The following is a 22222-nucleotide window of genomic DNA, read 5'->3' as shown; positions in this document are numbered from 1 at the left end:
CCTCTTAAAAAGATAATTCTCACAAAATATTAATTAAAAGATGTTACAAAGCAATCCAAAATTAAGAGCTTTAATCATTAGTCTTTGGAATACTTTCTGGAGTGGAGGTATCGCAAACCCTATTACAGCTATTGAGCAAATAACTTATTTGCTATTTGTAAAAAGACTAGACGAACTAGAAAGCAAAAGAGAAGAAGACGCAAAATATGATTCTAAGTTCAATGGACTTTACACACCTTGGATAGATGAAAGCCTTTACAGATCAAAGACTAATGCTACTGAAGACGAAAAAAAGGAATTATTAAAAAAACGCAAAGAAGCGTTAGAGCCTAGACCAAGAAAAGAATTAAAATGGAGCTTCTTTAAATCTATGCCGGCAGACCAAATGCTTCTTCACTTTAGAAATAATATCTTCCCACATATTAAAGACTTAAATGACGAAAGTTCTTCATTTACAAAATATATGAAGAATGCCGTTTTTATCATTCAAAAACCCTCCTTGCTTAAAGAAGCCGTCAGAAAAGTGGATGAAATCTTTATTGAAATTGAAGCAGATGCTAAGGATGGTAAACAGTCATTTCAAGACATACAAGGTGATGTTTATGAAATGCTATTAAACGAAATTGCTACCGCTGGTAAAAATGGACAATTCCGTACACCTAGGCATTTAATTAAATTATTAGCAGAATTAACTGAACCCAAATTAGGACATAAAATAGCAGACCCAGCTTGTGGCACAGGTGGTTTTTTATTAGGTGCTTACCAATATATTTTATCAGACCTAGTACGTAAAAAAGAACCTGACTTATTACAAGTAGATGAAGATGGTTTTGAAAGAGCCTCTATTTCTTCTGTATTAGATGATAAGAACAAAAAAATATTAAACGATAGTATTTATGGATTTGATATAGATACCACTATGGTACGCTTGGGACTTATGAATCTTATGATGCACGGGATAGATAATCCTCATATAGAATATAAAGACACGCTGAGTAAAAACTATAATGAAAAAGGACAATATGATATTGTATTAGCTAATCCACCATTTACAGGAAAGCTAGATAAAGGAGATGTAAACCCAGATTTAGGAATTGATACAGGCTCTACAGAGTTATTATTTTTAGCACGTATTTCTAAAATGTTACGTTCTGGTGGTAAAGCAGCAGTAATTATTCCCGAAGGTGTTCTATTTGGTAGCTCTAAGGCTCAAAAAGCGACTAGAGAAATACTGTTAAGAGACAACCAACTAGAAGCCGTTATTTCTTTACCAGCTGGAGCGTTTAAGCCTTATACAGCTGTAAAAACAGCTATATTGGTTTTTACTAAGGTAAAAGAAAACAGTAAAAAATGGCATACCGAAAGAGTATGGTTTTATTCTTTAGAAAATGACGGCTATAGTTTAGATGATAACCGTAGAAAACTAAAAGAAAATCCATTACCAATAGCGAAAAGTGAATACACCGCTAGAAAAACAGCGGAAAATACGGACCGTAAAAACTACTTTTTTGTACCACTTACTGAAATAAAAGAAAACGACTTAGACCTAAGTTATAACCGCTATAAAGAATACGAATATACTGAGCAGAACTACGACCCACCTAAAGAGATTTTAGCCAAACTACTTGAAATGGAAGAAGGTATTTTGGCAGATATGCGAGAACTAAATGAATTGATAGGATGATGGAAAATTATAACTTATTTGATATTTCTACACCTAAACAATGGAAAACCATAAGCTCTAAAAACCTAAAAGAAGATGGGGAATATCCTGTTTATGGAGCGAATGGTATTATAGGATATTATGACAAATACAATCACGAAGAAGAAACTGTTTTAATAACTTGTAGAGGAGCTACTTGCGGAAGTGTTAATCTGTCTAAACCATTTTCATATATAAATGGAAATGCAATGGCTATAGATAATGTAGATAACTCTAAGATTAACACAAAATATCTATTCTATTTCTTTAAACAATACAACTTCAATAATGTAATTACAGGAACAGCTCAACCTCAAATTACTAGAACGAGTTTAAAAAATGTTACCGTAATTATTCCCGACCTCCAAACCCAAAACAAAATAGTAGCTTTATTAGACAGAGCCAATGCTTTGGTAAAACAAAGACTAGAGAGCATTGATTTATTAAATGAGCTTTTAAGAGCTCGGTTTTTGGAGATGTTTGGGGATTTAGTCATTGAGAATTATGAAAAATTTAAACAATTATCAGAAATAGCTTCTATTACGTCTGGAATTACAAAAGGAAGAAAAACCAAGCAAGAAATAATAGCTAATATTCCTTATTTAAGAGTTGCTAATGCTCAGGATGGATATTTTAATCTAGAAGAAATAAAAACTATTAATGTCACAAAAAATGAAATTGAAAGGTATAGTTTACACAAACTAGATATACTAATAACTGAAGGTGGAGATCCTGACAAGTTAGGAAGAGGAGCTGTTTGGGAAGAAGCAAATAGTAATTTTATATTTCAAAATCACCTATACAGGATAAGAATAAATGATTTAGAGGAGTATTCTGCATTTTGGTTAAGCTATTTAATTAGTAGTTATTATGGAAAGTATTACTTTCTCAAAGAAGCTAAACAAACTTCAGGTATTGCAACAGTAAATAAAACTCAAGTAAGTAAATTTCCAGTACCAAATATTCCAACAACTAAACAATTTGAATTTGAATCTTTTTACCACAAGATACAAACCCAAAAAGAAAGCTTAAACCAATCTAAAACCGAGTTAGAGCAATTGTACAATAGCTTATTACAAAGAGCTTTTAGTGGGCAACTCAACTTCAATGTAGATATAGAATTAGATGCTTTATTAGCTGCAATTGATATTGAACAAGACACCGACAAAGAAAAACACGATATCAAAGAAATTGCTACAGTCTATGCAGGAAGATTGTTAGAACGTATAGAAGAGCAAGAATTTGAAAACCAAATCCAATATCAACAAGCCAAACAAGTTTTGTTTCAAATGCTAGGAGAAGGCATTGTAGAACAAGCTTATGATGAAGAGGCAGAAGCTGTAAAACTGAAATTAGTATGAAGCTACTAAACCTTACCATACAAGATGAGTTTAGAAGCTTACACAAAGGCTTTAGCATAGATTTTCATAAGAATTTTGATTCTATGGATACGTTTCAGCCTTTTTGTTTTGCAGGTTTAAATGGTAGTGGGAAATCAAATGTTTTAGAAGCTTTAGCGTCCATTTTCTATCATTTAGAGTTTTGTGTATCAAAGTTTCGTCCCCAAAATTTTGATAAACATTTTAAACGGAATATTAGCACGCCAGATGCCTACACTTTGCAATATTTAATTGGTAAGAAAAATGAGTATCCAAGTAGCACCGAAGACTTAGTAAGAGTTGTAATCATAAAAGAGAAGAAAGCACCAGCAACGATTTATGTTTATACAAAAGTAACAGATGAAGTACCAGATTTAACTATGCCTTTAGGTCAAACCGAAAATAATGAAGGTGCTAAATTATATCTTCCTGATTTGGTTGTAGCTTATTCTTCGGGTGAAAATGAAATACTTAGCCTTCCCTTTATAAAAAATCGCTTAATCAATTTTGATAAGTATTGTGAAGATTATAAGAAGAACGAAATTTTTGGAGAACCTGAATCTAGTTTAATCTACATAGACGAAGGAATGAGTCAGGCTGTTTTACTGGCAGCACTTTTATTTGAGGATAAGAATACATTAAAACCATTAAAAAAAGAATTAGGCATACTGGCATTAGAAAGCTTTAGTATGCAGTTATATAATCACGGTATTCCTTTCAAGACGCAAAAGGAAATTGTTTATAATCCAATATTACTTCACGTTCAAGACACGTTAGAAAAACTAAAAAAATGTGCCACTTGCTGGAACGAATTTGATGATGGAATTGAAAAAGATGAATATACAGGGCCTTTCAATATTTTAAAACTAGATTTTTATATTAACGATGCTACTAAGACAGCCTTTAGAGCACATTTTAAAAATTCTTTTGAATTATTCCGGTTTTTTCAGGTGTTGTATGAATTAAATTCAAACATAGTTTCCAAAGGAATTAAGGAAGAAGTATACAGCTCAAAGGGGTTTTACACTAAAGGAAAATTACCCATTGCTGCTCCTAACGATAGCGTTTTTCATTTCCTTGATTATAAAATTCTAAAAAAGATAAAAGGAAAAACAGAGCCTAAAGCATTATTGTTGAGAGAATTTTCAGATGGAGAACAACAATTTTTACATACAATTGGTATTTGCTTAATGCTTAAAGACCGCAGAACGCTGTTATTGTTAGATGAACCTGAAACACATTTTAATCCATCTTGGAGAGCAAAGTTTATCAAAATTTTGAATGACAGTATTTATGCAGGTAGGTTGAAAAAATCACCAAATGGCGATTTTAATGTTCATTTATTAAAAGATGTAATTCTAACCTCTCATTCACCATTTATAATTTCAGATTGTATGCCAAATAATGTCATTTTCTTTGACAGGCATAAAGAAACAGAACTTGTAGAGGCAAAAAGTGCAAAAGAATTAGAGTTTAATACATTTGGAACTTCTGTAGAAACCATACTCGATGAGTTGTTTGATTACAACCAATCTATTGGAGACTGGTCAAACGAAGAATTACTGAAAATTCAATTTGATAGTATAAAAACAGAAACAGATAAAAAAGAATTAAAGAAGAAATTAAGAGTTTTGGGGCCATCCATTGAAAAGGATTTAGTCCTGGCAAAGTTGAATCGTTTAGAATTAGAAGGATAATGTTACGACTGTATACACCAATAAAGCACGATATTTTTACACTACACACGCTCTTAGAGAAAGTTGTATGTGATGTTTGGTGCACAGCCAATACTGATAGCTGTGATGGCAAATTAGAAAAAGCATTTAAGAATATTTATAATTATTCCTACAAGTCTACGCCAAAAGTCAAAAAGACCTTGAAAGATGAAGTAGAGCGTATTTATGAGAAATTTAAAAATTTCAATCAGCATCAGAAAAATCTAATTAAAGCATCATTTAAAGTAAGTAATTCAATTGAAGAACTCTGTAAGGGAACAATCTTGAGCTATAACAAAGAACTTCCACTGGATGTTCATAATGATATAAAAGACTTATTTAAATGGTGTTATGAAAATTTATTAGAAAAGGGCAAAGTTGCTGGTGATAAAATGGAATATTACAATCAATTAATAAAACATCCAGATAACGATTATAATGTCTGCCCTTGTTGCGGATTAATAGATATTGAATCATCAGAAAGTATCTGCAGAGAGGATTATGATCATTACTTACCAAAATCTAATTATCCATTTGCAAGTGTAAACTTTTTAAATCTTATTCCTATTTGTAAAAAATGTAATCAAGATAGAAAAAAAGCAAAAGACCCGATAGAAAAAGGTAGGGTTGCATTTTATCCATTTTCTTCTGAAAGGCATAACATAGAAATAAACCTCAATTATATAGCGGATATTAATAAAACAGATAAAGAATTAAATTTCCAAGATCTAAATATAATTTTAAGTGGTCAAAAGGATAAAATCGAAACTTGGGATTGGCTATTTGATATAGTAACTCGTTATGAAGACAATGTAAAAACCTTCTCTAAACGATTTTTAAAGGAAATAAAAAGAAGGCATGACAGATTTCAAAAATTCGATAGTTCTTGGACGTATTTGAATACATTAAATGAATTAATTGATGACTATCAATATGACTATTACGATGAAAAAAAGTTTTTAAAAATTGCATTTTTAAAAGCAATAAAGAATGATTCGAAATTCAAAGCTGTGTATGAATAATTTTTTAGAATGGAAATAAATCATTGTTATTTACTCAAATAATTGTACCTCGTATGTACCTCACTACTCCCCTAACCTATTATAAATAAAAGAAAGTTACTTATTGTATCGAGATACACTATTTATTGAAAAACTCATTGAAAAAGGGCTTTGTAATGAGTTTAGAATTAAATTAACGGATACCCCACATACCGTAATTGTTGATTCAATGGTGATTCATTTAACTACCACATCAGATACTTTTAAGAATCTAAATCTTAAAGGAACCCGTACTCAATTTCACTTCTTAGAAAATGATAAAACTATTGATAGTCTTAAGATAACCTTGGATAACGGGTCCGTTCTTTCGGCAAATGGTTCTATATCAATCAATGCCCTACTAGGTGAAATAGAAGAGAATTCGAGTTTAAATTTTACAAACTCCAAAATACAATCTGCAAAAATCAAAATTGGTAAAAATTCGCAACTTTCTATTGATAATGGATTTTATCACAATCCTGACCCAAAAGCGAAACTCATTTATGAAAAATTAAATGAGGACGATAACTAATCTCAATTTATAATCTATATGCCGTTTTTAATAATGTAATTTTCAATGATTTGAGCTGAATTCGTGCGAACTTTTTCTCAGCTGTAGGCTGAGAAAAAGCGGCTTATTTAAAGTTCTTAAACACAATTCTAAAAAATGGATTGCGTTCATTTCATTCTAAGCGACACGAAAATTTGCTTTCAATTCTAGGTTTAAAAAACTATCACTAATAGATTACATTACCCAAAGCACCCGTTTCCTTTTCGATAAGGATGAAGTTTTTATATTCAAGCAATCGAAAAGGAACTAGGAGTGACTATGTAAAACAGCTAATTAATTAGTCCTCTGGGAGTAATATGAACTCTGCGTAATTGGTATTATCAAAATAATGCTGTGCAGCTTCCTTAAAATAATCGGAATCAATCGCTGCTATTTTTTCCTTATAGTCTAAAAAGCTTCCATAATCACGACCCAAGGTATAAGCCTCTTTTATTTTTGAAATCCAAAAAGCATCGTATTTTAGAAACTCTTCCGTTCGGCTTAATTCTGCTTCTTTTATTTTATTTAAATTTTTATCGGAGACTCCATTTCTTTTAATATCTTCAATTTCTTCAAAAACTTTATTCTTTAGTGCCTCTATATTATTGGGATCGCAAGTAAAACGAACTTGCATTCTATACCATTCATAAGGTCTATCAGTAGTAAAGCCACTCACTCGAACTCCATAGACACCTCCCATCTTTTCCCTTAATTCTTCAGTAAGTCTGATTTTTAAAACTTTAGCTAGTAAATTCAGCTCTTCAGCTGTCTCTGGAGAATAGTTAAGCTTTCCGGTATAGCGCATATCTACATCAGCTTTATTTTCGATTCCTTTCTTAACAACTTTCTTTACATTTCCTGTAACTCTTCTCAGTCCTATGTCTTTCCAAGTGCTGTTTTCCTTAAGATCTGCAGGTAAGCTGGCTAAATAGATTGTAGCCAACTCTTTGATGTGTTTAGGTTCAAAATTACCAGCGAGCAAAAACGTAAAACCATTTGCATTTGAAAAACGCTCTTTATAAAAATTAAAAACCTCATCTATTTTAAGATCAGATTCAATTTGATCGGCTTCAAGCGGAATTGCTCGTAGGTGATTGTTCATCATCGTTTTGGCTATTATTTTTTCAAAATAAGAACCTGGGCTATCATCATTCCCTTTGTATAATTCAATTAGATTCTCTTTATGGGATTGAAAACTATTTTGATCTTTATTCGGTGCTGTAAAGTATAAGTGAGTCATTTGAAACATACGTTCAAGATTCTCTCGGTTACTACTTCCCGATATAAGCTCTTCGTAATAATTGATATAAGGAGTGACACTTATGTTTTTACCCATATTCAATTTGGTAAGCTGAACATTGGAAATAGAATTTATACCACTTTCTGAGATAATTCTACCTGATTCGCGAGCAGATACATATATACTGTCAGGCGCTATTGAACTTCCACCTTCACGGAAACCACTCATTTTAATCATATCATTTTGAAAAGTTGTGGGCTTTACAATTACAGTCACACCATTGGCAAATTCCCATGTCGTTGCATCAACTTTTTCGTTATAAGATTCTTTAACTAATTCTCCAGGCTCCGGCTTATTCTCCATAAGCGCTACGTTTGCCATATCATCAACATAGGGTTTTAACTCCAGGTTTTTGACCTCGCTTAATTCTGAAAGTAATGTTGTTTCAGTAGGTAATTGTTCTGAATCATTTTCTGGAGCAGTAAGAATAACCGCAATATCAGTTGTATTCACCCAATTTTCAGCTATTGTATTTACGTCCTCTAAAGTTATTTCCGGTAGCGTTTCTTTATAAAAATTAAATCTAAAATCTTCGCTTACTACAGGATCTTCAAAAGTGAAATTATCTATTAAAGCTTCCACATAAATACGATGTGGGATTTTGTCTGATTCAGTCTTGAACAATTCTGCATTTTGAATCATTTCATCTTTATAACGATCCAATTCTGTTTGAGTAAATCCAAAACGTCTAGCACGCTCACTCTCCTTAAGAAGCGCCTTATAACCTTCGAGTGCTTTACCTTCCTTTAAATTTGCTCGTAAAAAGTAGCTGTCTTTGTTTCCTAAGAAAAAACCTATTCCTGCAGCACCTGCTAAAAATGGAGTGTCTTTACTTTGAGCAATTTCTTCAAGACGTGCTCGTAGCATTCCGGAATATAATTTCTCTAGCATAGATGTTCTATAATCCTCAAAAGATATAGTATTATCGTGCTCCTTCTTATAATATATGGCTACAGAAGTTTTTTGAGTTTCCTTATCCGTAATAATTTTAGCAGCAGGTTTCTGGGCAGTTTTTATTTGATAAACCGTTCTTTCTTTAGGTTCCTCAGTTGGTTTAAGGTCTTTAAAAAGTTGGTTAACTTTCATTTCTATATCCTCTGCATCAAAATCTCCTACGAGTACAAGTGCCATCAAATCTGGTCTGTACCAATCCCTATAAAAACGTTTCATCGCGTCATAGTCTGAATTTATAATAACGTCAAGTGATCCTATTGGCAAACGATCTGCATAGCGTGCATTATTAGTAATCACAGGTATTGACTGATCGTACATTCTGGATCCTGCACCACTACGTGCTCGCAATTCTTCCGCCACTACCCCGCGCTCATTATCTATTTCTTCATCAGAGAACGTAATTCCTCCTGCCCATTCTTTTAAAATTTGCAAGCTGGTATTAAAGATGTCATCATCATCTGTGGGAACGGTAAGTTTATAAACTGTCTCGTCAAAGCTGGTGTGTGCATTTAAATCTGCACCAAACTGCACCCCTATACTTTGTAAATAATCTATAAGTTCATTTTTTTTAAAGCTTGTCGTTCCATTAAAAGCCATATGCTCTACAAAGTGAGCTAAACCGAGTTGATCTTCATCTTCTAATATTGACCCCGCATTGATCACCAGTCTCAATTCAGCTTTATGTTCTGGACGGGTATTATTTTTAATATAATAGGTTAATCCATTATCTAAGGTTCCGGTAACCACTGATGGATCTAAGGCTAATTGCTGATCTAAATCTGAAAAATCTGTTTGCTGTTGTGCACATACAGTGGCCATAAAGCCTAGTAATAACATACTTAGGTTTATAAATAAACGTATCATAAATATCTTTGTTTTTAAGGTAAGAGAATTACTTGCTGTTTTTTACAACGAGCAATCCTGAATAGAAAAAATTTAGGTTCTAATGCTACTTATTAGAAATTATAACCTGGGTTTTGATCGGTCAAATCAATAAACTCATTACCCTCTATTTCTGCTAAGGGTAGTGGAAGTATGTATTGATCTACACTTGTGATTGTTGATTTAAGCTCCATGGCCTTATCAAACCGTATTGCCGCAAACCAGTCAGATCCATTTTCAAAAGCGAGTTCTTTGATGATTTCTTCAAAAATTAAGTCCAGCACTTCTTCATGAGTAGTTGCTACCGCATCTGCATTACCTGCTCTATTGCGTATTACATTAAGAGGTATAAGGCTAGCTTCTATACTTGCTCCATTACGTGCAAGCGCTTCTGATTTTATAAGATACATTTCTGCTAGTCTCAGAAAGTAAGTAGGTCTAAAGGTTGTTTCATTATTTGTTTTGAGTACCGTTGTTCCTGAGTATGTAAATGGCTGTCTGGGATCACCTGTCATCAATTCGGGAAACCAAGTTGTTCCTGCTCTTCCCGAATAAAACCGCTTTCTATTATTTTGATCGGTATCCGAATCTGCATCTCTATATATTTGCAAGATGATTTCTTGTGAGTTTAAACCTTTGTTAAAAGTCTCTGCATAAGTAGGCTCAAGTGTTCGTGTTCCAGAATTAATAACGGCCTCAGCCAGTGCAGCTGCTTCTGTATAGTTACCCATAAATAATAAAACCTTAGCTTTTAATGCTTGAGCAGCAACCTTAGAAGCTCTATAGTTAACACTAAACTCGGGTGCGTTTTCTATAGCAAAATCTAAATCTGTAAGAATTTGATTATAGCATTCTGAAACCGTACTACGAGGTTTACTACGGGTTACAAAATTAACCGGTTCAGTTCTGATAACTACACCCAGCTCACTGGATAAATTATAAAACTGACCGAAATAGCGCAACAAATCAAAGGTTGCCATTGCACGTAAAAAATGAGCTTCTCCAATAATTTCTGTCCGCAGCGTGGGAGTTATCTCACTATCCGGAAGTTCCCGAGTAAGTTTTATACTGTTGTTTGCAGCATCCATAACCGTATAAATGATCTTCCAAAAATTATTGATATTGCCATTATCAGATAATAAATCATTCTCCGCAAATTGAGCATTTGCACTTCCTCCTCCGGCTGTACTCATCGTACCAATCATTGCGCTGGGAATCAATTCAGAATACATATAATAATGCGATACTGTAAAAGAAACAATCTGCCCGTATGCTCCATTAAGAAGGGCTTGGGCATCATCACTATTTTGGATAACATTATCCGGAACTAGATTATTAGGTGGATTTTGATCTATAGCATCAACAATTTCACAAGAAACCGTAATTAGTGCTAATAAGCTATATATTATATATTTTTTCATATGTGTAGAATTAAAATCTTAAGTTGACACCTACGGTATAGGCACTTTGAAGCGGGTATCGGTTCGTATCTCTCCCAGAACCGGAGATATCATTATCAAATAAGCTTCCACCTTGTGGATTTGCACCTGGATAATTTGTAACTGTAAATAGGTTTTGAGCTATTGCATATATTGCAAGGCCATTAATAAACGAAAAACGCTCTAAAAATTCTTTTGAAAAATCATAGCGGAGATTAAGCGTGTTTAGTCTTAAATACGAACCGTCGTGCACATAAAAGCTCGAGATTTTACCATTTCCATTAGGATCACGATATACTGATCTTGGAACGTTGGTTGGGTTTTCTGCAGTCCAGGCATTAAGGACATCGATGGTCTTATTTTCACCAAGAAATGAATTCTGAAAGTTTATACTTCGTGACTGTGAGAACCATAATAGGTCATTTCCTATTGCATAACTAAACTGCGCCGAAAGTGATAGTTGTTTGTATCTAAAAGTATTCGTAAAACCTCCATAAACATCTGGTCGCGCATCTCCTATCACTTGTTGATCAAAAGATGATATTATGCCATCGGGAATACCGTCTGGGCCTGAGATATCTTTAAAACGAATATCTCCCGGTGAGGTCTCCTCATCTTGATAGACTCCACCCGGAGCACTGGAGTTTAACCCATCAATTGTTACCTGATCTTGAAAAATTCCTTCTGCAACATATCCGTAAATCAAACCTATCGGGCTTCCTTCACGTAGGCGCCCACCATTACCGGGAATTCCTGTTACAAATCCCTCACTATCCTTATAATCATCTGATATCTTCACCAATTTATTGCTGTTTTTGGTAGCGTTGATTCGTAAATCCCAAGAAAAATCTTTAGCGCGTATCACATTAAAGTTTACTAAAAGCTCTAAACCTTTATTTTGGGTTTCTCCTACGTTTGCTAAAATTGCATTAGATCCCGTATTACCCGGAGGTATGACGTCAAAAATCGCATCCTTCGTGTTCTTCTCATAATAGCCGAACTCTCCCGATATACGGTTATTTAAAAGACCGAACTCTATGCCGAAATCAAGTTGTTGGGTGGTCTCCCACTTTAATTTGTCATTACCCAACTGGGTTAAAATCACAGCGCTTCCTGCATAGAAATAGGTTTCGTAAAGAGTGCGCCACTGGTAAGGACGAAAATCTTGCTGTCCTGTAGTACCTAAACTCGCTTTAAACTTTAAATTGTTTAAGGTTTTGTCTCCCTTTAAAAAGCGTTCCTCCGATGCTCTCCAGGCAACAGCAGCCGCTGGAAAGAATGCATATTTATTTTCTACAGCAAACTTTGAAGAGCCATCTACCCGACCCAAGACTGTTAATAGGTACCGGTCGTCATAATCATAGTGTACACGACCAAAATAAGAATGCAAACCAGAACCCTGACTTGTTGAGAGCCCACCATTGCTAGAGGTAGCATTGCTTACATTACTTAAAACTCCATTGCTGAAACCTTCTCCAAAGGCTTTATTGTAAGAAGAAGTTACTTTTTCAAAAGTAGTCCCAAGTACACTCTCAATATTGTGTAAATCATTAAAGGTCTTGGAATACGTAAGATTTGAATTCCACTGTACCACAGAAGATTCAGTTCTACTGTCTTGCGCATACCCCGCTCCATTACCTTGCAAGCGACTCCATCCACCACGGTATAAAAACTCAGGGTAATAACTATTTTGCTTTCCAATATTATAGTTAATCGATAATCGGGTTTCTACTTTAAGACCTTCTACAAGTTCTAATTGGGTGAAAAATGTTCCTAGAAATAAAAATGTCTTATTACTGTTTACCGCTTGTGATAGTGCTTTTGGATTTTCCAAATTATAACCATCTGAAAATGAATAGTTACCTTCTTCATCAAAAACAGGTAGATCAGGTCTATAGACATAAATACGATCAAATAAACCGGAATCTGCCGCATCCTGATCAGAATAAGTCGTTTGTAGACGTGTACCAAAACTCCACTTTTCGGTAGCCTTCGTATTCAGATTTAAATTTAAGGTATAACGTTTTCTAGACGCTCCTTCTAATGCGCCTTGCTCATTAAGTGCAGACATTGACGTTGAATACTGGGTGCTTGCGTTACCACCACGTATACTCAAGTTGTAATTTGAAGACACCTGATTGGATGGATTAAGTTCTTCTTCCCAATTTGTATTTGCTGTACCAAAATAAGAACCATCTCGTATACTTTGTGAAAAAGCATCTGTACTCGAACTGTTATTTACAGCTGTAAACCACACATCCTTAAATTGGTCTGCATTAAGCACATCTAGAGTAGGTGTATTTTGAACAGTTGTTGAAGCACTAAATTCAAATTGCGTTTTGCCGTCTTTGGTTCCTTGTTTTGTGGTAATTACAATTACACCATTAGCAGCTCTAGAACCATATATTGCTGCTGCAGATGCATCTTTTAAAACCGTAATCGATTTAATATCACTGGGATTAATGTTTCCAATAGGCGTGCTTAGTCCCTGATTGTCCAATTCCTGCCCCAGATTACTACCTTCGGTTCCCCCAATAGGAATATTACTTTCTGCGACTACGGGAATCCCATCGATTACATATAAAGGTTGATTAGAACCAAAAAGCGAAGTGGTTCCACGTATGCGTATTTTGGAAGCCGAGCCTGGTTGACCACTAGGCGAACTCACATTTACACCCGCAACGAGACCTTGCAGACCCTGATCGATATTGATAGTCGGTGCTTGATTTTGAAAACTTTCCATATCAACAATACCTACCGAGCCGGTAATGTTTTCTTTTTTCACCTGCCCATATCCTATTACAACAACCTCGCTCATTTCTTCAAGTGACTCTTTAAGCGTAATATCAATTTGGTTGCGACCGTCAATAGTAGTCTCTAAAGTTTCAAAACCTACATATGAAAAAACAAGGGTCGCTTCAGGGTCTGCAGTAATTGAATAGTTCCCGTCAAAATCTGTAGAAACACCTTTTTGTGAATCTTTGATTTTTACAGTGACCCCGGGGAGCATAACTCCTTTACTATCCTGTACTGTACCCGTGATCTGCATTTGCATCGCATTTTTTGAAGCTTCTATTAATGCGCTTACAGCTACTTGTGGAGAAGGCTTAAGTACAATCAGATTTTTCCGAATAACATAATCTGTATGTGTACTGGCCAAAATCTGATCAAGAACAACCTGAATTTCTTCTTCATTAAAATTGATATTCAATAATTTATCTGTATCAAATGTTTTTACATTGTAGATAAATTTATAGTCAGTACTTTCCTCGATTTGCTCCAAAACTTCTTGCACACTTACATGGTTGAGATTTAGTGTAACCTTGAGTCGTTGGGAATAAGAGTTTGCTTGTAAACTAAATAGGGAAGCAAACAATAATAGCGTAGTTAGTTTCATCGCTAAAGAATGTTGTTGGAAACAAGACATTACATGCCTTGTACAAATAGGTATTTTCATACATTTACAGTGTTAGGTTAATTAATTTGAACTAGTTGACTTACATTTATTAGATCAGGGAATGTTGACGCATTTCCTGATCCTTTTTTTATATATCTGTTATTGTTATCACATTATCCTTATACGTAAAATTGAATGGGGTATCTATAGCAAACGCTTCCAACACTTCGGTTACGGTTTCTACATCAAAACTGGCGTTAAAACGTTCCTCTTTAATCGTAGTGTTTTTATTGATTACCCTCACACCGTATTTACGTTCGATTTTCTTTAGGATGTCAGAGAATGAAGCATCTCTTATAATTAAGCGTCCAGCTAACCAAGCTGTATGCTCCCACATATCAGCATCGGTTACGTTTAGAGTTGCTTCTTGTTTGGTATACAGTCCTAATTGATTTGGTGAAAGCATAATTGATTGAGAGTCTTTATCTAAATCATCATACATTTTGACAGAACCTTCAACAAGAGCTACTGCCACAGTGTTATCTTCACTATAGGAATTGATATTAAAAGATGTTCCCAGTACCTCTACATTAACTCCATGTGTATTTATAATAAAAGGCTGCTTTTTGCTTTTACTCACCATAAAATAGGCCTCTCCTTTTAACGATAGCAAACGCTCTTGTCCCGGTTTAAAATTAACCGGATAAGTAAGTCGGCTTCCTGCATTAAGACGCACAACAGAACCATCACCTAGTTTTAAAGTAAACGTATTCCCGTTGGGTACATTCAAAGTATTGTATGCAATTTCTTTTTTAGCTTGTGAAAATTTATAGCTTAAGGTATCCGCTTGTTGAGATGCGATTTGTGATCCTGCTTTATCAAATAGCTTGATAGTCCTTTCTGAATCAATCACTTCTATTGCTCCATCTTCAGTCTCTATACTCAGGGTATTCGAATAGTCAGTAACATCTTTAAACGGACGATACAAAAAATTTAGAGTAATCAGTATACCAGCTACAGCAGCAACAGCAGCATAATGCCAAAAACTCAACTTTCTACGAACTGGCATTTGAACAATAGTCTTGCGACTTTCAACCTTATTTAAAACCGCTTCCCAGGCTTTGTGTGTATCCAGATTTTGTAATTCCTGTAAATCACCTCCTTGTGATTTAAGTAAAAGTAGTTTCTCGTAAAACTTTTTATTTTCAATAGATTGGTTAATCCAGTTGTCAAATAAAACTGCTTCTTTGGGATTTAAACTACCGTTGAGTTTCTTTATAAGAATATCTATTTCTCCTTGCATAGCAACCACTTTAATTAAGGGTTCTACTAATTAAGAGCAGGAAAAATTACTTTGGGGTGACTCGAATTCCGAAAATATTTAAAAAAAGTGAAAATTTAACATTTAAAAGCTAGTAAAAAACCATAAAACTTGAGCAATCCTCATCGACTCACGTAAGATCTTATATGCTTTTTTAATATGTGTTTTGATGGTATTTTTAGAAATGTTGAGACTATCTGCTGCTTCTGTGTATTTATATCCATGCAATACACAAAGCTCAAACGCTTTACGACATTCTTTTGGTAATAATTGCAATTCGTTCAAAAGAAGCTGAGATTCCTCTTGTTTTATAAGTTTTGCTTCTTGCGTAAGAGCTATTGAAGCGATGCGATCTTCTACTGGAGTTAAAGAGTTGGTTTTTGATTTATTACGCAGTTCTTTTAAACAACTGTGATAAATACTTGTTTTTATATATGCTTTGAGATTATTTATATGATCTAAATTATCGGAGTCTAATAACCTAACAAAAACATCTTGTACAATATCTTGTGCATCATCCTTATCAAGTAGATACCCATATGCATAAATACATAACGCCTTATATTCCTCTTGGAAAATAGATTTTATGAAAGTATCATTAGTATTCAAATAGGTTCTATCAAATTTAATTGTTAACGATAATTGAGAAAATGCAAAATACAACACTGATAAATAGTGTAAAGGTATTTTTAGGAATAGCCATTTTCAGAGCACCAAAATTACAATTATAGCATATTTCAATCTTAAGTTTTAAATTCTTTAAATCTAAAAAACTTACCTTTTTTCATATGTATAACAGTTCATTCCTTTTTTCCTGAAGAACTAATTGAGCTTGAAACACTTTGCATAATTAGGCTCCACAATAACACCTTTTATAAAAATTATCCTCAATTCAATAGTTTAAATAGATAACAAACCATCGTAAATACTTCAATGATAACTATGGGTGCTAAACTAAGGGGATAAGCAAGAGGGTAACACGCTGTGCGATGTTACGGACATTATTTTTACGACTAAAACATTGTATTTCAAATATTTAATCCAGTTATAAATTTTTGGGATAAATAGTTTAAAAAGGTTTCTCAAGCCTTATTTATAGGGCAAGTGATTATCCTAATTTTAAATTTTAAAGCTATGAGTCCTAAATTTTCCAGAATCAATTTTCATACAGAAACTGTTGAGCGCTTTAAAAAGTACGCCATAGCAAATGATGCGAATTATACTAAAACCTTAGAAGCCATTTTGAACTTTTTTGAGAAGTATTCGATCAATCCTTTTGTACCCTTTGATGATTCCGTACACAGTTTACACCTATTAATTGATAAGCGCATAGATGCTGTTAAATCAGTCTTAAGAACAATTGAAAAAGAGCAATTGAAGCCAACCGAAGAACTATTAGAACGCTTGTTTAAAGGTCAAAATGATAAAAAAAACTTGCTTGTGGAGGGAAAGAATCTTAACATGGAATAGTCTTGTCTTGAAGCTTGGGACGATTAGCTTTTTGATACAATTTTCTATTAGATGATTAATAGAATTAGCAGAAAATTTCTTTACTTTTTTTCACAAGCTTTTACTGCTATTTGACTACTACGCTAGTAAATAAAAAAGGAATTAATTTTTCGTTTAAAAAAAAACCTGTCTTTTGTGAAGGCCTTTTAGAAAGAAAATATTCTGAGTGTTTCAGCAAAAAGGATATAGCGATTTACATTGTGTAGGAATGTCGCTCATTTATGGTTAATTAGCGTAGTGCTACTCTCTTAAGGAGATTTTAAGGGAAAAGTCTTATTTCTTAATTTAGAGAGCGCATCCAAATCGCTTAAAATGACGTTTACTCACTCTGGAAAAATAGTTACTAATTGCGCTTCTAAATCGTGTCGCTCTCTGGTGTAACGCGCTATAAATTTCCTTTAAGGATCTATGCTAGTTAATTCAAAATGCATTACCGATACACACTCTGTTATGTCATGAGCCAAATAAATTATTAACTTCAGTTTACTCTACATTGAAGGTGTAACTTTTAGTGGAAAAAATAAAACAACTAAAATTTAAAATTCCGGGCTCTCTAGGCAACCCTCACTATAAAATCGGCGTCTTATTAAGTGAGGATTATTCCTTGCATAAACTAACTTTTAAAACCTATTCCTTTTGAAAAATCGCATTCCTTTCGTTATCCTTTTTATCTATTTCCTAAACCTCGTTCCTGTACAAAGTCAATCATGTCCCGAGCTTGACAGCATACCTGAGCTCAAAGGCTCGGTTTGTTTTACCGCCAAAGCTCCTTTAAATTATAAAGCAGGTGATACCAGTAAGATTGAGTTATTTATTAGAAAATTCCCGGCTGTTCAAGAGCGTAAAGGTTCCATCTGGTTGATCCCGGGAGGACCGGGAGAATCAGGAGCGAGTATGTACCCTTTGATCGATCAGTTCTCCAAACTCTTTCCGAATCTGGATATTTTTATTCCAGACCACAGAGGCACCGGATACTCCAGTAAACTATGCCCTCAAGAAGAAGCTGTAGACTCACCTGATGGCATGGCCTTGGTGAATGACGAGTGGGGCTCCTGCTTTAATTATATGTATACTAATCTGGATTACGTAAAATCCTTTACTATTACTAATGCAGCTAAAGACCTGAGCTTATTGATCAATACCTATTCTGGTTCCGGGGAACGCTATATCTATGGGGTGTCTTATGGAACCCAACTCGTATTGCGCTTATTACAATTGGAAACTGTAGCTTTTGATGCAGTTCTTTTAGATTCTCTGGTTCCGCATCAAGAAGATGTTGCTTATGATTTGAGTCACCGCTCGTTAGTAACCAATGATGTTGGATTGTCTTTGCTTCAAGACCTTGATCAAAGAAATTCTAATGAAGAATCTCTGAAAACTCAGTTGAAAGCTATTTTAGAACGTGCTAAAACCGATACAGCGTTTGGCGCTCAACTGCCCAAACAAGACTTGACCATCCTTTTGGGAATGATGCTCGACCTTCCTACTGTACGGAATACCATTCCGGAAATTATAAAGGGACTTCAGGACGATAACTTTGATCCGCTGCAGCAGGCCACACAGCAAATCACCTCCTTTTATACAGACTATGGTGCCGCTTATCCCTCTGCTACCAATTCTATTCCATTGACGCAGGTGATCACAGCTTCAGAAAATAATCTAAGACCTGAAATGACTAAAGCAGAAGTAGCTCTGGAGTCTGAAGAATTGCTCTTTAAAAGTCCGCTCCCCAACCTCATTGCTGAAAACTCCATGCCTACCTATACGCGTGATACCTACTTTGGAAAGACACCCAGTCAACTGCCACCAACCTTAGTTATCAATGGAACGCTGGATCCTAAAACCCATATTGATGGCGCAGAACGACACTATAAACTTCTTGCTGAAAAGAACCCTTCAGTATCTTTTGTAAGGGTTCAAAACGCACCACACTTTATCGCACTTTTTGCTCCACACGTATTTGACAAGGTAGTAACCGAATTTGTAAACAAAGGTGCTATCAAAAATCAGACAGTTACTGAGCAAAGCCTTTTAATTGATTGAAAGCTGTTCTAATATCCTTGTTTTCTAAATATAATTTTGGAACTTATAAGTTCACTCACGCCCGTTGTATATGCCCTGTAACATGTAGTGAGCGTAAACCTCACTACGGGCATAAAAGTACCCTGGACCCTAAGGTTCATTATATAGTTCATTTAGAGTATCGGTTAGTGTTCTTTCATCAGCACGGCTTCGTTTCTTGAGTTAATTCATAAACAAGCTCACGCCTTTATATGCCTCATGACATTTAGTGAGGTTCAGAGACCTCACCTTCCGCGTATATAAGCACCCTCTAAAAATTAGTGATCTAACGAATCCGAAATCGAGGAAAGACCCGGTACCTCCTGTCAGCATAAAACAATTAGACAAACCTACTTTTTAGGATTTATAAAAAAAAACCAAAAAAACATTAACTCAACTTCTTCAAATCTGACGGTTTGATAATTCATACTGTTTAATTTGAGTAGAGAAACAATCCGAGAATTAAAAAATTTAGAAGTTAGATTTGATGTGACAACCTAATGGGAAAAAATCAAAATTTCTAACACGTGATTAACAGATCACGGTTGTACACCTATTTTACAGCTCAAGCACCTTAAAGCCCTATAAATAAAGGATTCGAAGATATTGTATCGGAAACAGATACTATTTTAGTTAAACGGAGTTCCTGAATTTTACCAAATCCTTATCAACAGCTTACTTAAAGTGCACTAATGGTTGCAGATAACGTACCTCTCCATTTTGATCATAACAAAACCATCAAATTTTAGTTGGACCAAAATAGAGCTAAAGGAAAAACACGATATGTTTCCGGAGCAAAAATTCAAACGATACCGATCAATTTGAGTTATAGGCTCCTGAGATAATCTCAATGCCTGTTATGGAATACAAAGTATTTGGAAACCTTATCGTTTAAAGACAAATACATAAATCGTACTGCGTTGTTGAATTCGTAATACATAAACTAGGCTTTTAGATATATAATTTAAAACAGAAAATGACTGTTAAAGACTAAGGCTTTTGAATGAAAAAGCATCAGGAAGTACTCTTAAATCATATTTGATATTTATCAAAAAATAAGTATAAGTGAACAAAAAGGCATGTGATCTTTTTATAAAAAATCGACAAAACATCTATTTTTGCTGATTTAATACATTTTGCTTAAATTCTTCCGTTAAACTTACTTTAACGTCAAATATTAAAATTGGAAATAGAAATACTCATAGTTGACGACGACCCTATATTTCATTTAATGATAAGTAATCTATTAAAAAACTTAGGAGTATCAAAGATTAAAAGTATTTTGGATCCTAAGGAAGGTTTAAATTATTTACTAACCCATAAAGATGTACCCGACATATTATTTTTAGATATAAACATGCCCAAGCTCAGTGGGTGGCAATTACTCGATAGTTTAAATAATTCTAAAGTAGATCTCTTGAGTATGAAAATTTATATTGTGACAAGCTCCATTGACAAATATGATAAGGATAAATCTAAAGAATATAACATTGTAAACTTCCTAAATAAACCTCTTAAACCAAATACCCTGCGGAAAATAGTAGTTGAATTTTAGTATTAAAAGTGCTTTGAAGAACCTGATAAATTATAGCTCTATAAATACCGAACCTCAAAAAGAGTTGGATGATCTTGTTTACCTCGCAAGTCAAATTTTTAATACCCCAATTTCTTTAATTTCTATACTTGAAAAAGACAGACAGGTGTTTAAATCAAGAATCGGACTCGAGTTGGATCAATCTTTAAAAGAAGATTCTTTCTGCCATCATACGCTTCATCATCCAGACCAACCATTAATTGTAACCGATGCGCTTAGTGATAATCGCTTTATTAAAAGTCGTCTGGTTACAGGCTATCCAAACATTAGATTCTACGCAGGTATTCCTCTTAAAAATAGTAAAAATGAAATTTTTGGAACTTTTTGTATTATAGACAAGAAGCCAAGAGTAATAAGTGAAAGTGAAATTAAGTGCTTAGAGATACTATCTAGGAAAGCAATGTTTCATCTCAATTCAAGAGAAATTATTTCAAATCAGAAGAAAGTCCTTAAAGAAACCTCTAAAAAAATTATTAACCTTGAACGAATAGAGACTTCCTTAAATAAATTAAACACTATTTCGAATTATGAGAATGCTCTTTTTGAACTGGGTTTTAAACAAAATTCTAATGGGTTCTTTTTACGTTTCCTCAGTGAAGGCATTAAAAAATTATATCCTGATTTAAATACCAGTTTAGAAGAAATCACTGCGGTCTATATTTTAAGAAACTTAAATCCAAAACAGCGCTTTAAAATTATTAGACGTTTTTTAACCAGTTTAAATTCTGAAAAAGAAGTAAAGTTTGAATATCTAAAGAACCTCAACGGCAATAAAGTCTGGTATCGGGTGATTTTTTCAAGTGAAAAGAAAGAAGCTGATTCTTGGCTAGTTCATGGTATTGTTAAAAACATCACCTATGAAAAAGAATATCAAAGTGCTCTAAAAAAAATACTTTTCGATATTTCTCATATTATTAGAAAACCCATAACAACCATAATCGGTTTATCTGATTTGTTGAGCAACAATACCAATTTAAAACTCGATGAAAAACTAGAAATTGTCAATCTGATTTCAATGGCTTCAAAAGAATTAGAGAAATATACCGTAGGTCTGAATTCTGATTATCAAGACAAAATGGATAATTTAATTGATTATTGATCTTTCTAAGAACAAAGAGTTTTCTTCTCTTTAAACTTACTAAAAACTGTACCCGATCAGTTGAGCATGTTCGTATTCAATTTATTTTAAAAGGGTTTATAACGAGATCCTTTTTACCTTACCCGAAAAATTTGTTTTATTGATTTTTTAAATAAACATCCTACTACTTGGGGGTCTAAGTAAAAGGTCTTCCTGGAATTTAAAGCTTTTAAACTTAGATTTCACGAAGTCTGTTAATTGAATAGATAAAGATATAGTTCCCAAAAGTGCTTGTGCTTAC

Annotated in this window: 14 protein-coding genes; 9 read left to right on the top strand and 5 right to left on the bottom strand. The window is 34.0% G+C overall.

The features are described from left to right. Window positions 1-40 precede the first annotated feature (40 nt). The 5 genes from DSM03_RS09750 to DSM03_RS09730 all read left to right on the top strand — a co-directional run bounded on the left by DSM03_RS09750 (window position 41) and on the right by DSM03_RS09730 (window position 6368). Window positions 41-1684 carry a class I SAM-dependent DNA methyltransferase gene (locus DSM03_RS09750; protein ID WP_128760331.1) on the top strand — a complete coding sequence of 548 codons (1644 nt, stop codon included), beginning with the start codon at window positions 41-43 and terminating at the stop codon, window positions 1682-1684. Next, a complete protein-coding gene (locus tag DSM03_RS09745; protein ID WP_161567064.1) occupies window positions 1684-3063 on the top strand; it encodes a restriction endonuclease subunit S in 1380 nt (459 codons plus the stop codon). Before DSM03_RS09750 ends, DSM03_RS09745 begins: the two co-directional genes overlap by 1 nt. Then, window positions 3060-4778: a restriction system-associated AAA family ATPase gene (locus tag DSM03_RS09740; protein WP_128760329.1), complete on the top strand. Its 1719-nt coding sequence runs from the start codon at window positions 3060-3062 to the stop codon at window positions 4776-4778. Before DSM03_RS09745 ends, DSM03_RS09740 begins: the two co-directional genes overlap by 4 nt. Further along, entirely contained in the window at window positions 4778-5818 is a 1041-nt protein-coding gene (locus DSM03_RS09735) for a hypothetical protein (protein ID WP_128760328.1), read from the top strand. Before DSM03_RS09740 ends, DSM03_RS09735 begins: the two co-directional genes overlap by 1 nt. 103 nt (window positions 5819-5921) lie before the next feature. Further along, the gene (locus DSM03_RS09730) at window positions 5922-6368 is read left to right on the top strand and encodes a hypothetical protein (RefSeq protein ID WP_128760327.1); all 447 of its coding nucleotides are present in this window, start codon (window positions 5922-5924) and stop codon (window positions 6366-6368) included. A gap of 316 nt (window positions 6369-6684) precedes the next feature. Here the strand turns inward: DSM03_RS09730 and DSM03_RS09725 are convergent, their stop codons facing one another. The 5 genes from DSM03_RS09725 to DSM03_RS09705 form a co-directional block, all read right to left on the bottom strand. Continuing rightward, window positions 6685-9504 carry a M16 family metallopeptidase gene (locus DSM03_RS09725; protein ID WP_128763134.1) on the bottom strand — a complete coding sequence of 940 codons (2820 nt, stop codon included), beginning with the start codon at window positions 9502-9504 and terminating at the stop codon, window positions 6685-6687. 92 nt (window positions 9505-9596) lie between these two features. Further along, window positions 9597-10943, bottom strand: a complete 1347-nt coding sequence (locus tag DSM03_RS09720) for a RagB/SusD family nutrient uptake outer membrane protein (RefSeq protein ID WP_128760325.1) — start codon at window positions 10941-10943, stop codon at window positions 9597-9599. Window positions 10944-10953: 10 nt separating this feature from the next. Continuing rightward, window positions 10954-14358, bottom strand: coding sequence for a SusC/RagA family TonB-linked outer membrane protein (locus DSM03_RS09715; protein ID WP_236638753.1), 3405 nt, complete (start codon window positions 14356-14358; stop codon window positions 10954-10956). 148 nt (window positions 14359-14506) lie between these two features. Then, on the bottom strand, window positions 14507-15661 hold the full coding sequence (locus tag DSM03_RS09710; protein ID WP_128760323.1) for a FecR family protein: 1155 nt from the start codon (window positions 15659-15661) through the stop codon (window positions 14507-14509). 102 nt (window positions 15662-15763) lie between these two features. Beyond that, window positions 15764-16288 (bottom strand): RNA polymerase sigma factor, encoded by a 525-nt coding sequence (locus DSM03_RS09705; RefSeq protein WP_161567063.1) that lies wholly within the window; start codon window positions 16286-16288, stop codon window positions 15764-15766. A 525-nt stretch (window positions 16289-16813) separates the two neighbouring features. On the opposite strand from DSM03_RS09705, the gene DSM03_RS09700 reads away from it, so the two are divergent. From DSM03_RS09700 to DSM03_RS09685, 4 genes are all read left to right on the top strand, one after another. Continuing rightward, window positions 16814-17149, top strand: a complete 336-nt coding sequence (locus DSM03_RS09700) for a BfmA/BtgA family mobilization protein (protein ID WP_128760321.1) — start codon at window positions 16814-16816, stop codon at window positions 17147-17149. Between the two features lie 675 nt (window positions 17150-17824). Continuing rightward, a complete protein-coding gene (locus DSM03_RS09695; RefSeq protein ID WP_128760320.1) occupies window positions 17825-19231 on the top strand; it encodes an alpha/beta hydrolase in 1407 nt (468 codons plus the stop codon). Between the two features lie 1201 nt (window positions 19232-20432). After that, window positions 20433-20804 (top strand): response regulator, encoded by a 372-nt coding sequence (locus DSM03_RS09690; RefSeq protein ID WP_128760319.1) that lies wholly within the window; start codon window positions 20433-20435, stop codon window positions 20802-20804. Further along, a complete protein-coding gene (locus tag DSM03_RS09685; protein WP_128760318.1) occupies window positions 20794-21942 on the top strand; it encodes a GAF domain-containing protein in 1149 nt (382 codons plus the stop codon). The genes DSM03_RS09690 and DSM03_RS09685 overlap by 11 nt, the downstream gene beginning before the upstream one ends. Window positions 21943-22222: the final 280 nt, after the last annotated feature.

It is taken from the genome of Leeuwenhoekiella aestuarii, assembly GCF_004104055.1.
Classification (GTDB): domain Bacteria; phylum Bacteroidota; class Bacteroidia; order Flavobacteriales; family Flavobacteriaceae; genus Leeuwenhoekiella; species Leeuwenhoekiella aestuarii.
This window is presented reverse-complemented; position numbering and strand designations above follow the sequence as displayed.

Bases quoted from the DNA above. Each gene is read 5' to 3' on its own strand.
- DSM03_RS09740 (WP_128760329.1), top strand. From the start codon at position 3,060: ATGAAGCTACTAAACCTTACCATACAAGATGAGTTTAGAAGCTTACAC.
- DSM03_RS09700 (WP_128760321.1), top strand. From the start codon at position 16,814: ATGAGTCCTAAATTTTCCAGAATCAATTTTCATACAGAAACTGTTGAG.
- DSM03_RS09715 (WP_236638753.1), bottom strand. From the start codon at position 14,358: ATGAAACTAACTACGCTATTATTGTTTGCTTCCCTATTTAGTTTACAA.
- DSM03_RS09710 (WP_128760323.1), bottom strand. From the start codon at position 15,661: ATGCAAGGAGAAATAGATATTCTTATAAAGAAACTCAACGGTAGTTTA.
- DSM03_RS09745 (WP_161567064.1), top strand. From the start codon at position 1,684: ATGGAAAATTATAACTTATTTGATATTTCTACACCTAAACAATGGAAA.
- DSM03_RS09720 (WP_128760325.1), bottom strand. From the start codon at position 10,943: ATGAAAAAATATATAATATATAGCTTATTAGCACTAATTACGGTTTCT.
- DSM03_RS09735 (WP_128760328.1), top strand. From the start codon at position 4,778: ATGTTACGACTGTATACACCAATAAAGCACGATATTTTTACACTACAC.
- DSM03_RS09750 (WP_128760331.1), top strand. From the start codon at position 41: ATGTTACAAAGCAATCCAAAATTAAGAGCTTTAATCATTAGTCTTTGG.
- DSM03_RS09725 (WP_128763134.1), bottom strand. From the start codon at position 9,504: ATGATACGTTTATTTATAAACCTAAGTATGTTATTACTAGGCTTTATG.